Annotated in this window: 13 protein-coding genes; 7 read left to right on the forward strand and 6 right to left on the reverse strand. The window is 61.1% G+C overall.

Annotation, left to right across the window (positions count from 1 at the left end; translation table 11 throughout):
• Positions 1-16 precede the first annotated feature (16 nt).
• Positions 17-1,075 carry a tetratricopeptide repeat protein gene (locus tag AC19YY_RS20480; RefSeq protein ID WP_169952487.1) on the reverse strand — a complete coding sequence of 353 codons (1,059 nt, stop codon included), beginning with the start codon at positions 1,073-1,075 and terminating at the stop codon, positions 17-19.
• 75 nt (positions 1,076-1,150) lie between these two features.
• Complete coding sequence (locus AC19YY_RS20485; protein WP_170041497.1) at positions 1,151-2,044, reverse strand: bestrophin family protein; 894 nt, start codon at positions 2,042-2,044, stop codon at positions 1,151-1,153.
• A gap of 255 nt (positions 2,045-2,299) precedes the next feature.
• Here AC19YY_RS20485 and AC19YY_RS20490 point away from each other — a divergent pair, with 255 nt between their 5' ends.
• Genes AC19YY_RS20490 through AC19YY_RS20510 form a run of 5 tightly spaced genes read left to right on the forward strand, consistent with a single transcriptional unit; the run spans position 2,300 to position 7,872 of the window.
• A complete protein-coding gene (locus tag AC19YY_RS20490; protein ID WP_500604755.1) occupies positions 2,300-3,952 on the forward strand; it encodes an AMP-binding protein in 1,653 nt (550 codons plus the stop codon).
• Positions 3,953-3,973: 21 nt separating this feature from the next.
• On the forward strand, positions 3,974-4,741 hold the full coding sequence (locus AC19YY_RS20495) for an SDR family NAD(P)-dependent oxidoreductase (protein WP_500604756.1): 768 nt from the start codon (positions 3,974-3,976) through the stop codon (positions 4,739-4,741).
• Between the two features lie 12 nt (positions 4,742-4,753).
• A complete protein-coding gene (locus tag AC19YY_RS20500) occupies positions 4,754-5,947 on the forward strand; it encodes an acetyl-CoA C-acyltransferase (RefSeq protein ID WP_500604757.1) in 1,194 nt (397 codons plus the stop codon).
• A 9-nt stretch (positions 5,948-5,956) separates the two neighbouring features.
• Positions 5,957-7,084 carry an acyl-CoA dehydrogenase gene (locus AC19YY_RS20505; RefSeq protein ID WP_432755688.1) on the forward strand — a complete coding sequence of 376 codons (1,128 nt, stop codon included), beginning with the start codon at positions 5,957-5,959 and terminating at the stop codon, positions 7,082-7,084.
• A gap of 14 nt (positions 7,085-7,098) precedes the next feature.
• The gene (locus AC19YY_RS20510) at positions 7,099-7,872 is read left to right on the forward strand and encodes an enoyl-CoA hydratase (RefSeq protein ID WP_169952477.1); all 774 of its coding nucleotides are present in this window, start codon (positions 7,099-7,101) and stop codon (positions 7,870-7,872) included.
• 66 nt (positions 7,873-7,938) lie between these two features.
• Here AC19YY_RS20510 and AC19YY_RS20515 read toward each other — a convergent pair whose 3' ends face one another.
• Positions 7,939-11,472 (reverse strand): membrane-targeted effector domain-containing toxin, encoded by a 3,534-nt coding sequence (locus AC19YY_RS20515; protein WP_500604758.1) that lies wholly within the window; start codon positions 11,470-11,472, stop codon positions 7,939-7,941.
• A 266-nt stretch (positions 11,473-11,738) separates the two neighbouring features.
• Here AC19YY_RS20515 and AC19YY_RS20520 point away from each other — a divergent pair, with 266 nt between their 5' ends.
• Positions 11,739-11,933 (forward strand): hypothetical protein, encoded by a 195-nt coding sequence (locus tag AC19YY_RS20520; RefSeq protein ID WP_057440092.1) that lies wholly within the window; start codon positions 11,739-11,741, stop codon positions 11,931-11,933.
• A gap of 1 nt (position 11,934) precedes the next feature.
• Here AC19YY_RS20520 and AC19YY_RS20525 read toward each other — a convergent pair whose 3' ends face one another.
• Entirely contained in the window at positions 11,935-12,315 is a 381-nt protein-coding gene (locus tag AC19YY_RS20525; protein ID WP_169952473.1) for a fe2+ zn2+ uptake regulation protein, read from the reverse strand.
• 252 nt (positions 12,316-12,567) lie between these two features.
• Between AC19YY_RS20525 and pvdQ the strand changes: the two genes are divergently transcribed.
• Positions 12,568-14,856, forward strand: coding sequence for a bifunctional acylase PvdQ (gene pvdQ / locus AC19YY_RS20530; protein WP_500604759.1), 2,289 nt, complete (start codon positions 12,568-12,570; stop codon positions 14,854-14,856).
• Between the two features lie 5 nt (positions 14,857-14,861).
• Here the strand turns inward: pvdQ and AC19YY_RS20535 are convergent, their stop codons facing one another.
• Complete coding sequence (locus tag AC19YY_RS20535; protein ID WP_170041626.1) at positions 14,862-15,386, reverse strand: AAA family ATPase; 525 nt, start codon at positions 15,384-15,386, stop codon at positions 14,862-14,864.
• On the reverse strand, positions 15,383-15,946 hold the full coding sequence (gene pnuC, locus AC19YY_RS20540) for a nicotinamide riboside transporter PnuC (RefSeq protein WP_169952469.1): 564 nt from the start codon (positions 15,944-15,946) through the stop codon (positions 15,383-15,385). The genes AC19YY_RS20535 and pnuC overlap by 4 nt, the downstream gene beginning before the upstream one ends.
• Positions 15,947-15,992: the final 46 nt, after the last annotated feature.

Genomic DNA, 15,992 nt, shown 5'->3' on the forward strand with positions numbered 1-15,992 from the left:
CAATGCCTGGCGCGCGTCACAGGCCTTGTTGCAGGGCCGGATCGTCCGGGTTTTGCTGCTCCAGCTGGGCCAACAGCACCTGCACGTTCTGCAACTGGCCGCTTTCTTTCCAATAGTTGATCAACAGCACCCGCGCCTTGCGGTTGGCCGGGTGGCGCTGGACGATTTCTTCCAACTGGCGCTGGGCGGCTTCCAGTTCCTCCTGGTCGTGCAGGGTGGTGGCCAGGTCGTAGCGGTAATCCTGGTTGTCGGGTTCCAGCTCCACCGCCTTGGACAGGCCCAGCAGCGCGTACTCGCGCTCGCCATGGTGCAGCAGCCACATGCCCAGGGCATGTTGCAGGTAGGCTGACTCGGGGTGGGCTTGCAACTGGGTGGCGAGCACCTGGCGCGAGTCATCGACCTTGCCCTGTCTGTCCAGCAGCTCGATGCGCGCGACCACTGCCGGCAGGTTCTGCGGATCCAGGCGCAATGCCTGTTCCAGCGCATGTTGCGCCTCGGGCAGCAGGGCGCTGTGAATGTACAGGCGTGCCAGCTGGATCCAGCCTTCGGGGCTTTCAGGCTGGGTCTTGAGGTACTTCACATATTCATCCAGCACCAGCTGCAAGGGGCCGAAGTACAGGCCCAGGGTGTCGGGCGACAGGCCCAGCAGGGCATTGGCGGCGGCAAACCGTACGCTTTGTTCGTCATCATCGAGCAATGGGCCGAGCAACAGGGTGCGCTGGCCGCTGGGCACCAGGCCGACGATGCTGGCGATGGCCGCCTGGCGCACCAGGGGGGATTCGTGGCTCAGGTCCTTGTCCGCCAGCTTCAAGGCCTGGGGGCTTGGGTAGTTGTGCAATTCTCCGTGCAGGGCGGCGCGGCGGATGTCGGAGAGGTCCGGCCGGCCCAGTTGCTGATACAACACGCGCGCGGCGCCAGGCTCGCCGTTATGTGCCTGTTTCAGGGCCTTGGAGTAACCGTGGGCAACAGCCGGCGGGACGGACACGCTGGGGGTGCGGGAGAAATACCAAAAGATCAGTGCGACAAACAACAGGGCGCTCAGGCCGATGATCGCGTAACGGCGTGACTTTGACATGCAGGCGTCCGAAAGCTGGGCAGCTAGTGCAAAGTGGTCAGCTTCGGTCAGACACCGACGAGTGTCAAACCTGTGTCACGTCAGCACGTAGTCCACGGGCTCCAGGGGCGCCGGCAGGGTGGTTTCGCCGAGAGCCGCGAGGATCTCCCGCTCCAGGGTACGCACGATGGCATTGCACGGCAGGTCGTTTTCATCGAAGCCAAAAGGGTCTTCGAGATCGTCGCCGATCTCATCCAGGCCAAAGAAGGTGTAGCTGACAATGGCGGTGAAAATCGGCGTTAGCCAGCCCAGGGGCTCGGCCATGGCAAACGGCAGGAGGATGCAGAACAGATAGATGGTGCGGTGCAGCAGCAAGGTGTAGGGGAAGGGCAGCGGCGTGCTCTTGATCCGCTCGCAGGCAGCCTGTACCTGGCTCAGGCCGACCAGGCGGGTTTCCAGCTGGGTGTAGCGCCAGTCGCTGATCCGCCCCTGTTGCGCGGCGTCCGAGCAGTGGGCCCCGAGGGTTTGCAGGATGCGGTCGGGCGGGTTCGGGTGGCGGGGTTCCACGTTGATCCACGGCTTGATGGCACTGGCTTCGTCTTCCAGGCGCAGGCGCGCCACCAGGCCGTGGGCAAAGCCGCACAGGCCGCGCAACAGGCCTTCGCGCTCGCCGGGCAGGGTAAAAACCTGGCTCTCACGGATCAGCGAGCGGATTTCAATGACCATCTGCCCCAATTGCTTGCGGCCTTCCCACCAGCGGTCGTAGCAGGCGTTGTTGCGAAAACTCATGAAGATCGACAGCGACAGCCCCAGCAGGGTGAACGGCGTGGCGTTGACCTTGGAGAAATAGGCTGGGTGCAGGGTTTCCACCAACACGATCACCGAGGCCAGCAGCGTGACCAGCAGGCTGCGCAGGGCAATGCGCTTGGCAATCGAGCCCTTGAGGGAGAACAGGATGCCGAACAGGTTGGGTTTGGGGCGAACAATCATCGAGGGGGCTTCTTCGGTGGCGCAGGCCCTCAGATTAGAAGCTGGTGGGCGGGGCGTCCAATCGCTTGGGTTGACCGGCTGATTGTTGGCCTCTATGACGCAACGGTTTGTTCCACGGCGCCATTGGCCAAACCAGTCAGCCACATTGAAAGCTTTGACCATTGTCCATGCGCCGCTCTGGCGCCACTATTTGCGCAGCTTCACCCCGCAAAAGCACGCCCCCCAAAACAACAAAAGACACAGGGATTTGCCACGATGCGCGATTATTTGGCTGCGACCACCCAGTTCAACTACCAGCAAACCGTCGAGGCCGCACTGGCCGGCCACCTGCAAGGGCTCAATGCCTGCGTCGAATGCTGTGACCGGCACGTGCTGCCGGGGCGCATTGCCTTGTTCTGGGAGGGCAAGGATGGTCGCAGCGCCACCGTCACCTTCAGCGAGTTGCAGGATCAGGCCGCGCGTTTGGCCAACTTCCTCCTGGCCCAGGGCGTCAAGCGTGGCGACAAGGTGGCCGGCCTGTTGCCGCGCACTGCTGAATTGCTGGTGACGGTGCTTGCCACCTGGCGCATCGGCGCGGTCTACCAGCCGCTGTTCACCGCGTTCGGCCCCAAGGCCATCGAACACCGTTTGAACAGCTCCGGCGCGGCGCTGGTGGTGACCGACGCGGTCAACCGCAGCAAGCTGGCCGAAGTCACCGACTGCCCGACCATCGTCACCGTGGCCGGCGCCAAGGGCGAAGGCATTGTGCGCGGCGATTTCAGTTTCTGGGCCGAGTTGCCCAACTATTCGAATGTGTGCGAACCGGTGTTGCTGGGCGCAGACGATCCGTTCCTGCTGATGTTCACCTCTGGCACCACCGGCCCGTCGAAGGCCCTGGCCGTGCCGCTCAAGGCCCTGGTCGCGTTCCAGAGCTACACCCGTGACGCCGTGGACCTGCGCACCGAAGATGCGTTCTGGAACGTCGCCGATCCGGGCTGGGCCTATGGCATCTACTTCGGCGTGACCGGGCCGCTGTCCATGGGGCATCCGATCACCTTCTACGATGGCCCGTTCACCCTGGAAAGCACCTGCCGGGTCATCAACAAATACGGGATCACCAACCTGACCGGCTCGCCCACGGCCTACCGCCTGCTGATCGCCGGTGGCGAGCAGTTCGCGCGCTCGATCAAGGGCCGGTTGCGCATCGTCAGCAGCGCTGGCGAGCCGTTGAACCCGGAAGTGATCCGCTGGTTTGCCGATAACCTGGGTGTGACTATCCACGACCACTACGGCCAGACCGAACTGGGCATGGTCCTGTGCAACCACCACGGCCTGGAACACCCGGTGCATGTCGGCTCGGCCGGCTTTGCCTCGCCGGGGCACCGCATCGTGGTGCTGGACGACAACCACCAGGAATTGCCCGCCGGCCAGCCGGGCATCCTCGCCATCGACCGCGAGCAGTCACCCATGTGCTGGTTCGAAGGCTACGACGGGGTCAAGACCAAGGCCTTCGTCGGCAAGTACTACTTGAGCGGCGACACCGTGGAGTTGAACCCCGATGGCAGCATCAGTTTTGTCGGGCGCAGTGACGATGTGATCACCACTTCCGGCTACCGCGTGGGGCCGTTCGATGTGGAAAGCGCCTTGGTCGAGCACCCGGCGGTGATCGAAGCCGCGGTGGTCGGCAAGCCGGACGCCGAGCGCACCGAACTGGTCAAGGCCTTCGTGGTGATCAACAGCCAGTACCGCGCCGACGCCGAGTTGGCCGAGGAACTGCGCCAGCATGTGCGCAAGCGCCTGGCGGCCCACGCCTACCCACGGGAAATCGAATTTGTCAGCGACCTGCCCAAGACCCCGAGCGGCAAGCTGCAACGGTTTATTTTGCGTAACCAGGAAATCGCCAAGGTCCAGGCAGCGACCACGGCTTGATCCCTCTTCAAGGAAACAATGATGCAGATTGAGAACAAGGTATTTATGGTCAGCGGTGGCGCTTCGGGCCTCGGCGCGGCCACTGCCCAGATGCTGGTGGCGGCGGGCGCCAAGGTGATGCTGGTGGACCTGAACGCCGACGCCGTGGCGGCCCAGGCTGCAAAGCTGGGCTCGCAGGCGCGCAGCGTGGTGGCGGATATCAGCCAGGAAGCCGCCGCCGAAGCGGCAGTACAAGCAACGGTTGCAGCGTTTGGCGGCCTGCATGGGCTGATCAACTGCGCAGGCGTGGTGCGTGGCGAGAAAATCCTCGGCAAGAACGGCCCGCATGGGTTGGCCAGCTTTGCCCAGGTGATCAACGTCAACCTGGTCGGCAGTTTCAATCTTCTGCGCCTGGCGGCAGCGGCGATTGCCGAAACCCCGGCCGACGCCGACGGCGAACGCGGCGTGATCATCAACACTGCTTCGGTGGCGGCCTTCGACGGGCAGATCGGCCAGGCTGCGTATGCGGCGTCCAAGGGCGCGATTGCCAGCCTGACCCTGCCGGCCGCCCGTGAACTGGCGCGCTTCGGCATCCGCGTGATGACCATCGCCCCGGGCATCTTTGAAACGCCGATGATGGCCGGCATGACCCCGGAAGTTCGCGATGCCCTGGCCGCCGGTGTGCCGTTCCCGCCACGCCTGGGCAAGCCGGCCGAGTACGCCGCGCTGGTCCGGCACATCATTGAAAACAGCATGCTCAATGGCGAGGTGATCCGTCTTGACGGTGCCTTGCGCATGGCGGCCAAGTAAGGAGGATTTGTCATGACTCAGCTCCACGACCCGATTGTTATTGTCAGCGCCGTACGTACACCCATGGGCGGCTTCCAGGGCGAACTCAAGGGCCTGACCGCGTCGCAACTGGGCGCCGCCGCGATTCGCGCCGCCGTCGAGCGCGCCGGTATCGCCCACGACGCCGTGGATGAAGTGCTGTTCGGTTGCGTGCTGCCCGCAGGTCTCGGTCAGGCGCCGGCACGCCAGGCAGCGCTGGGGGCCGGCCTGGATAAATCGACACGTTGTACCACCCTCAACAAGATGTGCGGTTCGGGCATGCAAGCGACGATTCTCGCCCATGACTCGCTGCTGGCCGGCAGCGTGCAGGTGGTGATTGCAGGCGGCATGGAGAGCATGTCCAACGCACCTTACCTGCTGGACCGTGCGCGCAGCGGCTACCGCATGGGCCATGGCCGGGTCCTGGACCATATGTTCCTCGATGGCCTCGAAGACGCTTATGACAAGGGCCGCCTGATGGGCACCTTTGCCGAGGATTGTGCCGAAGCCAATGGCTTTACTCGCGAAGCCCAGGATGCCTTTGCCATTGCCTCGCTGACCCGCGCGCAGCAGGCGATCAGTGCCGGGCGCTTCAGCGCCGAGATCGTCCCGGTGCAGGTCACCGTGGGCAAGGAACAAAAGACCATCACTGACGACGAGCAGCCGCCCAAGGCGCGCCTGGATAAGATCGCCACCTTGAAGCCGGCGTTCCGCGAAGGCGGCACGGTGACGGCGGCCAACTCCAGCTCGATCTCCGACGGTGCGGCGGCTTTGCTTTTGATGCGCCAGTCCGAAGCGCAAAAGCGCGGGCTCAAGCCCCTGGCAGTGATCCACGGCCACGCGGCCTTTGCCGATGAGCCGGGGCTGTTTCCGGTGGCACCGGTGGGGGCGATTCGCAAGCTGATGAGCAAGACCGGCTGGAGCCTGGGTGACGTCGACCTGTTCGAGATCAACGAGGCCTTTGCCGTTGTCAGCCTGGTGACCATGAGCAAGCTGGAAATCCCCCACGACAAGGTCAACGTCCACGGTGGCGCGTGCGCTCTGGGGCATCCGATTGGCGCATCCGGTGCGCGGATCCTCGTGACCCTGCTTTCGGCGCTGCGCCAGCGGGGCCTCAAGCGCGGCGTTGCCGCCATCTGCATCGGCGGCGGTGAAGCCACGGCCATGGCCGTCGAGTGCCTGGATTAAGGAAGCTATATGTTGCCCAATGACGAACAACTGCAAATCAGCGACGCGGCCCGGCAATTCGCCCAGGAGCGGCTCAAACCGTTCGCTGCCGAGTGGGACCGCGAGCATCGCTTCCCCAGGGAGGCTATCGCTGAGATGGCCGAGCTGGGCTTTTTCGGCATGCTCGTGCCGGAACAGTGGGGCGGCTGCGACACTGGGTACCTGGCGTATGCCATGGCCCTGGAAGAGGTTGCGGCCGGTGATGGCGCCTGCTCGACCATCATGAGCGTGCACAATTCGGTGGGCTGCGTGCCCATCCTCAAGTTCGGCAATGACCAGCAGAAAGAACAATTCCTCAAGCCCCTGGCCAGCGGCGCGATGCTCGGTGCGTTTGCCCTGACCGAGCCCCAGGCCGGGTCCGATGCCAGCAGCCTGAAGACCCGCGCGCGCCTGGAGGGCGAGCACTACGTGCTCAATGGCTGCAAACAGTTCATCACCTCCGGGCAGAACGCCGGGGTGGTGATTGTGTTTGCCGTGACCGATCCTGCGGCCGGCAAGCGTGGGATCAGCGCGTTTATCGTGCCCACCGACTCGCCTGGCTACACCGTCGCGCGGGTCGAGGACAAGCTTGGCCAGCATGCATCCGACACCTGCCAGATTCTGTTTGAGGATGTGAAGGTGCCGGTCGCCAACCGTCTGGGCGAGGAGGGCGAAGGCTACAAAATCGCCCTGGCTAACCTTGAGGGCGGTCGCGTGGGCATTGCCTCGCAATCGGTGGGCATGGCCCGCGCCGCGTTTGAAGCGGCCCGTGATTACGCCCGCGAGCGGGAAAGCTTCGGCAAGCCGCTGATCGAGCACCAGGCCGTGGCGTTTCGCCTGGCGGACATGGCCACCCAGATTGCCGTGGCCCGGCAGATGGTGCACTACGCCGCCGCCCTGCGCGACAGCGGCAAGCCTGCGCTGGTGGAGGCGTCCATGGCCAAGCTGTTTGCCTCGGAAATGGCTGAGAAAGTCTGTTCTGCCGCCTTGCAAACCCTGGGCGGATACGGTTACCTGAGCGACTTCCCGCTGGAGCGGATCTACCGTGATGTGCGGGTCTGCCAGATTTATGAAGGCACCAGTGATATTCAGCGCATGGTCATTTCGCGCAATCTTTGAAGAGGAACGGATCGATGAGTTACGAAACCATTTTGCTCGACGTTCAAGGCCGTGTCGGGCTGATTACCCTCAATCGCCCGCAAGCGCTGAATGCCTTGAACGCGCAATTGGTCAGCGAAGTGAACCAGGCCCTGGACAGCCTGGAAGCCAATCCCGAGATCGGCTGCATCGTGTTGACCGGCTCCAAGAAAGCCTTTGCCGCTGGCGCCGATATCAAGGAAATGGCCGAGCTGACCTACCCGCAGATCTACCTCGACGACCTGTTCAGCGACAGCGACCGTGTGGCCAACCGCCGCAAGCCGATCATCGCGGCGGTCAACGGTTTTGCCCTGGGTGGCGGCTGCGAACTGGCGTTGATGTGCGACTTTATCCTGGCTGGCGATACGGCCAAGTTCGGCCAGCCGGAAGTCAACCTCGGCGTCCTGCCGGGCATGGGCGGCACCCAGCGCCTGACCCGTGCGGTGGGCAAGGCCAAGGCCATGGAAATGTGCCTGACCGGGCGTTTTATCGATGCGGTGGAGGCCGAGCGTTGCGGCATCGTCGCGCGGATTGTGCCGGCGGACGAACTGCTGGACGAGGCGCTCAAGGTTGCGGCGCTGATCGCCAGCAAATCGGTACCGATCAGCATGATGGTCAAGGAAAGCGTGAACCGCGCTTTTGAAGTCAGCCTTTCGGAAGGTGTGCGTTTTGAGCGCCGGGTGTTCCACGCAGCCTTTGCCACTCAGGATCAGAAGGAAGGCATGGCCGCGTTCGTGGCCAAGCGCACTCCAGAGTTCAAGGACAAGTAATGCGTGGGTAGAATCATCTGAAATACAGGTCCGGCGTAGGACCTGTGTTTCATATCTATATGCTGATCAAGGCTGGGGGTGCCTGACCTGAAACGAGATTGTCAGGTCTCCCATCGGAGTCGTCGGACCCGGTACGTGGCCCGGTGGCACAACAAACGTATTGGTCAATCCATCGCTGGGACCGGTCATTTTTTTTGGAAAAATGCCGATGCTCAGGCCTCCAGTCAATTCAGCCATGCCGGGCACCCCCAACTGGGTATTTGTATGGAACCGGCCGACCAAGGCGATCCACTTTTCGCCGCCGCTGGTTGCCTTGATGGTTTGTGCGGCGTAATAGTTGAATCGTTCGAGCCGCTCCTTGGCATCAGCAACGCTGTATTCTTTTGTGGAGAGTGTTGGGTTATATCGTTGTGTTAAATAGACATGGTCCAGAGGAAGCACCTCTATGCCATTTTCTTCGAACTTGCGTTTAAGCTCTTCAAAGTTCGGTTGGGTGCGTTTCTGGTTTGTGTCCCCAAGCCAGCCGATTCCGTCGTCCCTGATGCCTGAAGGGTAATCCGCCACGCCTTCGATATAGACCCTTTTTACTTTTTGCCGAACGAATAAATCCATGTTGTCGTAGAGGAGTTGGAAGCTGGCCCTTTCTCCATGGTTCTCTCCAAACACCAGGCCATCGGATGCTTGTAATCCTTTGGTGATTACCTCTGATGATGGAACGGGGGTGGGGATAGATGGAATCGCAGGCCGTGGTGGGATGTTGCCTGCATTTGCCGAGTTGAAGTAGGCATGCATATCGCTCTCAAATTTCAACGCGGTATCGACTAACGCATTTTGGCTTGAGAAGTGCTCACCCTGCCATTTTCCCTTCATGCTGAGTGCGTAATCCCCGCTGGGTAGTGCTTTTGGCGGTGGCGGTGGGGCTGCTGGGTAGACCTTGCGCCAGATTCGTTGCAGCGGGTTGTAGCGCCGAGAGTGTGGATGATGCAGGGTGAGCCAATCACGATTGACTGGCATCAACGTGTTCAAGGGGGTGAAATCTTCAAGAGGGCTGCCATAGGCCTGTTGGGTACCGTCATCGTAGGCGTACCATTTGCCCTGTTGCTGCACCGCGAGCGTGTCGCCGGATTGGTCGGCGTACTTGAATGTGCCTGTTGCTGCAGCGTCGTATTTTTGGCTGGCGGCCACCAAGTCATAGCTGTCTGCGCTGCCCCGCAGCGCTTGTATCTTATGGGCTGCTCCCTTGGCGCCCGTTTTGGCGAGTCGCGCTGTGCCCATCAGCAAGTCTCCTACGCCGCTCAGAGGGTTCAGGGCCTCGATAGCGCTAACGCCAATCGCTCTTGCCAGTCCCAGTGCCTTGGTCGTGCTGGACGTTGCCGTCGATACCACTTTCCCTGCCCTGGCAGACGTTGCCGCGCCTGCGGTCAGAAAACCCAGCAGGTCCAGCCCCAAATCCATCACGCCGTCGGCGTAGTTGCCCTGTTGAAAGTTGACAATGGCCGATCTCAGCGGAATCAGGTTCAACAGCAATTCATTGACCTTGTCTCGCGAGGCTTGCTCCTCGTCAAAGGTGGTGACCCCCCGCGCCTGTTTGAGCACGTCTGCGTTATCCAGGTCAAAGGCCTCGACAAACGCATCAGCGATATCCTGCGTCCTGACGCTGGAAAAACTCTGTGGCGGCAACGCACTGCCGGGAGTTGCGTCCAACCGCGCTGGGCGTTCGGCATCGCCGACGTTGAACTCCTCTGTTCTATGGAGCCTGTTGGCGTTACGGAACTCTGTCAGCGACAGTTTTCCCCGGGCGATAGCACCTTTTGCCAGATCAACTTCATACACGATTGGAGGGTTATCGCGTCCGACTTTGATCAGCATTTTTTTGCTTTTTGAAGTGAGGGCGGGCGGCGAAAAAAAATCCGTCGCGATGGTATACGTCCTTTCTTGATAGAAGTGGATCTCCCCCGACTCAAGGTTTTTACGATCGGCTAACGGTAACTGGGCAATCATGTGTTTTATCGCGGTTTTAATGCCTTGTTTTTGTATTCTGATAGTGTCGTCGAATGCTGTTTTGAAACTGTCGAATACGTTGACTTTCTCGCGCGCGTTAAGGCTGTCGATCGGGATGCGACTGTCCGTCGTTTTCCATTTGGGAACGTCGTGATGGTCCATCATCGCGATGTCCAGCATCGAGTAGGTGCCCTGATGAATCTTGGCGCTGCGAAAGTAATAATCAGCCTTGATACATTTTTCTTCGAAGGGAATGCCTTTGCCAAATTGTTGCTCAAGCTTGGCCAGCGCGATTTGCTTCAGGTCGGGTATGGGCGTGCGCAGCTGGCTCGAAGCAGTTGCCCGCTCATCCAGTTGCTGGTTGAAGTCGCTGCGGGCGCGTTCGATTTCAGCGCTGCTGTAAAGGCTGTCATCTTTTTTATCGAGAACGCCGTTGGCAACCGCCCAGTCAATTAACACAGCCGTTTGGGTTGCATCGTAAACAGATGCATCGCTGGCATCGGCGACGCTCATGACCTGGGCGTAACTCATCTGTGGCGTAACGCCTGGTGTGCTGGCTTCTATCTTTGCCACCGCCAGGTGAAAGCTGGCCCAGGAATGGCTGCCATAGGTCACTTTGTCAGGGATATCCTTGACCAGGAACTGAGGTGCAAGACGCGCCAGCAACAGATGCGCTCCCAGTTGAGCGGTCGCCATGGTGGCCTTGCCGGTCGTGACCAGATGGTTGCGCAGGGCGTTGACAATAGAGGAGGGCGACTTGCCCCAATGTTGCTCCTGGGCGAGGTCAAAGCCTGCGACTGTATTTCTCTGGGGGTGGCTGATGGATTCTGAATCGAGCCCCAGGTTGATTGCTGTCAACACGTAGTCGCGGGTGCTGCTTGGTGTCTGGACACCGTTAAGATGAGTTTGGATTGCCTGCCCCAGCGCTTGCCCGCGGGGTGACTGGATAAGTTTTTCCAGCGCCTGGCCGGGGTCCTGGAGTTCGGCCCCGGACAACGGCACGGCGTCGGCAAGATAACCCAGCGGCCCGGCGCGATGGTCTATCAAGGGGAGGTCTGATAAGCCTGCCGAGTTGGTCGTGAAGAGCGTAAGGACAGACTGCTGTTGCGAAACGCTCAGGGGTAAAGGCCAGGACAGTCCACCACCGTAATTGCCGTATGGCGGCTGCAACGCCTGAATTGTCATAGCTTTAGCCAGGTCCGACAATTCGGTTCGGGTACGCGGCAGTCTGACGTCGCTCTTTATCAAGAACCGTTCAAGGTCGACGGTGGTTGTATCCCGGGAAGGTTGTTGCTGAACATACGAAGAGTCGACGTCAGGGGTAAACGTCACCCCGGCCAACGCTGACGCCACGGCTTGCGCGTCGGCTTCGGGTGCCAGGCCTTGGGCCGCCTGGTCAAGAAGCTGCGTCAGGGATTGCCAGTTACGCTGGTCCCCAAGGGCCCGCTTCAGGTCGGGGCTGCGGGTTTCTGCCTGGGTAGGTGGTGTGTTGTGCACGACGGTTGATGGCTCAACCGCTGCCTGGAGCGCCCTGGGGGAAGGGGATATTCCGTTTGTCGCAAAACCTGGAGTGAAAGGTATTACTGCAATTGGGGGCATCGCGGTTCACCTGTGTGGGACGACACTTCTGAAAGCATTCAGGCCTTCAGTTTTCCCAGGCTAAGTGGCGAAGCTGGTCCGATTTATCCCACGGTGAATTGTCAACAGAGATAACTGGCAGGTGATCGGGTGCAAGACAAGCCAAAGTGGCTGATCGCCTGTAACATGAATTCACGCCCACCCTGAGTCATCCCCGAAATAGGGTATGCCCTTGGCATGGCTTGCGATAAACAGTGGATACAACTTTCAGGTTTCAGGAACCCGTCATGACCCAGAAGCAACGCTTGATTTACTCGATTCTAATTTCCCTGGTCGTCCTCGGCACGATGTTTGGCCTGTCCTATTTGCAGAACATCGGCGCCATCAGTGAGAAGACGTTCCAGTACATCGCCATTGCCGTGGCAGTGATTGTGGTGGTGATCAACGGCATCATGCGCCGCAAGGTCAAGCCCAACCTGTAAGTCAGGCACCGGAATCCAGGACCTTCACAGCCTCTTCATGGAGGCTGTAGCTTTTATCGCTGTTGAGGGTGATCAAGCCCTCGCTGCACAGGCGCTTGAGCACCTCGCGCACACTGAGAAACGATAACGGGATGCCCAGTTCCAGCAAATGGCTGTGCACGCCCCGTACCCCCAGCGAGCGGCCGTTGTCGGCTGCCGTGAGCAGGGCGTCGATGACTTTCAGCCGGATCAGGCTGGTGCGCAACCCAAAACACTTGAGCAGATGCCGGATGCGTTGGTTGCCTTGATGCTCGGTTGCCTTGGCGAAGGCTTGGGTATCCGCGCCGAAAGCGGCGTCGTGTGCCATAAAATGTCCGTCCGTGGGCAGTTGCGGGTTGTACATGCAAAAACTCCTTATCAGAGCCTGATCAGGAAAATGATGGTGCTCTTAGTTAATAAGACGTATGAGTCGCGCAAATCATGAAGTCCAACCTGTATAAATTTTGTCAGTATCACGTCTGTCACATTCCTGGCGCCGGTAAATAAGCCGCGCGCGGCCTAAATTTCTGCGGATTTCTACGTCTCTATCCATGGGCTGGCATTGGCGAGTCGGCCCCGCCTTGGGCGTTCAATTTGGCTTGATGATGGGGTCTGCGTGATTATTTCCAACGGGTTGTCCAGGGTTTGCGTGGCGGGTGTGTTGCTGGGGGTGAGCCTGTGTGCGACGGCCCGCCAGGTGAGCGACGTGCAGGCGGGTGCGCTGAGCGCCGATATCCGCCGCACCGGGTTTGGTATCCCGCATATCCGCGCCAACGATGAGCGAGGCCTGGGGTATGGCATCGGCTATGCCTACGCGCAGGACAACCTGTGCCTGTTGGCCAACGAAGTGGTGACGGTCAATGGCCAGCGCGCTCGCTACTTCGGTGCCGAGCAGGCGACCCTGGAAGAGCGCAACAACCTGACCAGCGATGTGTTTTTTACTTGGCTCAATACGCCCGAAGCAGTGACGGCATTCTGGAAGGCTCAGACCCCGCAGATGCAGCAGCGTCTTGCAGGTTATGTGGCGGGGTACAACCGTTACCTGCAAGAACGCGGGACAAAGGACCGGCCGATGCAGTGCCAGGGCGCCTGGGTGCGGCCAATCACTACCAATGACCTGGTCAAGCTGACCCGCAGGTTGTTGGTGGAAGGTGGGGTGGGGCAATTTGCCGAGGCCTTGGCGGGGGCGACACCGCCCCAGCCAGGCGTGGCGGTGCAGGGCAATGTGCGAGCGTTTGAGGTCGCCACCTTGAAGCAGCAGCGTTTTGCCCTGGATCGCGGCAGCAACGCCGTGGCGGTGGGAGGCGAGCGCTCGTTCAATGGGCGCGGCATGTTATTGGCCAATCCGCACTTTCCATGGATCGGCGGCATGCGCTTTTATCAGATGCACCTGACCATCCCTGGCCAGTTGGATGTAATGGGCGCCGCCTTGCCGGGCCTGCCGGTGGTCAATATCGGCTTCAACCAGCATGTGGCCTGGACCCATACGGTGGACACATCCAAACATTTCACCCTGTATCGCCTGACCCTGGACCCGAAGGACCCAACCCGCTACTTGCTTGACGGCAAGTCGATCCCCCTGCAGAAAACCCAGGTGACCGTGCAGGTCAAGGGCGCCGAGCCCCACACCCAAACGGTCTACAGTTCGCAGTTCGGGCCGGTGGTGCAATGGCCGGGCAAGCTCGACTGGAACGGGCAATACGCTTTCAGCCTGCGTGATGCCAACCTGGGTAATGACCGCGTACTGCAACAGTGGTACGCGATGAACCAGGCCCGCAGCCTCAAGGACTTGCAAGCCTCGGTACACCGCCTGCAAGGCATTCCCTGGGTCAACACCCTGGCAGCGGACGATCAGGGGCAGAGCCTGTATATGAATCTGTCGGTGGTACCGAACGTCAGTGCAAAAAAACTTGAGCAATGCAGCGACCCGCGTGCTGGCCTGCAAATGATCATGCTCGACGGTGCCCACAGTGCCTGCGCCTGGGATATCGACCCGCGCGCGGCGCAGCCGGGGATCTTCGCCGCTGATCAACTGCCGCAGCTGGAACGCCGGGATTACGTACAGCACTCCAATGATTCGGCCTGGATGGCCAACCCCAAGGCGCCGCTGGCCGGCTTCTCGCCGGTGATCAGCCAGGATCACATAGCCCTGGGCGCCCGTTCGCGTTTTGCCTTGCAGCGCTTGCAGGACCTGGACAAACAGCCGATCACCATCGCTGACCTGCAACATATGGTGCTGGACAACCAGGTGTACCTGGCCGGCCAGGTGATGCCGGATTTGCTCAAGTTCTGCGCGCAACAGACGGATGAACCCCTGAAACCCCTGTGCACCCGCCTCAAGGACTGGGACCAGAAAGCCAATCTCGACAGCGGCCTGGGCCTGGTGCATTTCATCCAGGTCATGGAGCACATGCAGCAAGTGCCGGATGTGTGGCGCGTTGCGTTCGACCCGGATCACGCGCAAACCACCCCACGCGGCTTGCTCCTCGAACAGCCGCAGGTGGCCAAGGCATTGCGTGAGGCGATGCTGGCGTCAATCGCCCAAGTGAGCGAGTCGGGCTTGCAGGAGGGCGCGCGCTGGGGCGATATCCAGGTTTCCGGCAGCACGCCGATGCATGGTGGGCCGCAGGAGCTGGGCATCTACAACGCCATGCAAAGCGTGCCGAGGGCAGATGGCAAGCGCGAGGTGGTCAGCGGCAGCAGTTACTTGCAGATTGTCACTTTCGACGACCAGGGGCCCAAGGCCGAAGGCGTGTTGGCGTTCTCGCTGTCCAGCGATCCGGCGTCGCCCCACTTCAAGGATCAGACCCAGGCGTTCTCCGCGAAAAAGCTCAGCCCGTTGCCGTTTACCGAGCAGCAGATCAAGGCTGATCCGCAGTATCAACGGCAGGTGATCCACGAGTAGGGGATTTAGTCGGCGAGCAGGCGCGTCACGGCGGCAAAGGCCTGGTCATGCCGCGCCTGCCAATCCCCGCCAATCACCTTGAAGGGCTGGTGATGCTGCTCCAGCCAGTCGCGGCTGGCCTGGAAGAAGGCCTGGCGGTCTGCCAGGTCTGGCTGGCAGCGCTGGCCATCGGCGGTCCAGCCAATGCCTTCGGGCGACAGCAGCAGGTGCAGGTCGTAGTGGCGGGCCAGCAGCGCCTCATCGAGCCATGCCGGGGCATCGCCAAACAGGGTCAGGCTCCAGAGCTTGTTGGTCAGCAAGTGGGTGTCGAGGATCAACAGTTGCGGCTGCCGGGCGCGGCCGGCATCTTCCCAGGCCAGTTGGCCACGGGCGATGTCCGGGATGTCGGCCAGGGTCGTGTCACGCTGGTAATGGTCGATGAAATAGCGCACATATTCGCCCACCAGCACCGCGCCGAAATGCGCTTGCAGCTGCTCGGCCAGCCAGCTCTTACCGCTGGACTCGGGGCCTGCCATCACCAGCACCTTCATGTGCGCAACGCCGGGTCGGCGCGCCATTCGCGCCAGCCTTGCACGGCAATCACGGTGAACAAGGCGTAGAGCGCGGCTGTCAGGTACAGCCCTTTGTAGACAAACAGGCCGACAAAAATCACATCGACCACAATCCACAGCGCCCAGCATTGCACGCGTTTTTGCGCCATCCACATCTGCGCCACCAGGCTGAAACCGGTCAGGGCGGCATCCAGCCAGGGTTGCGCGGCATCGGTCCAGTGGGCCATGGCGGCGCCCAGCAGCAGGCTGCCCACGGCGCCAATGGTCAGGCTCAGGAGGATGGCCTGGCCGCCAAGACGGGTGACCTGGCGCCCTTGCTTGACCTCGCCGGCGCGGGTCCACTGCCACCAACCGTAGACTTGCAGGCCGGCGTAGACCACTTGCAGCAGCATGTCCGAATACAGCTTCACTTCGAAGAACACCCAGGTGTACAGCAGCACCATGACCAGGCCGATCGGCCAGCACCATGGGTTCTGCTTGACCGTCAGCCAGACGGCAATCACCCCCAGCGCGGCGGCAAACAGTTCAAGCCCGGACATGGGATTCCTTGGAAGAGTCGAAGAGGAGGGCGATTGTACCCAACCT

The sequence above is a fragment of the Pseudomonas sp. MF09156 genome (genome assembly GCF_059862305.1).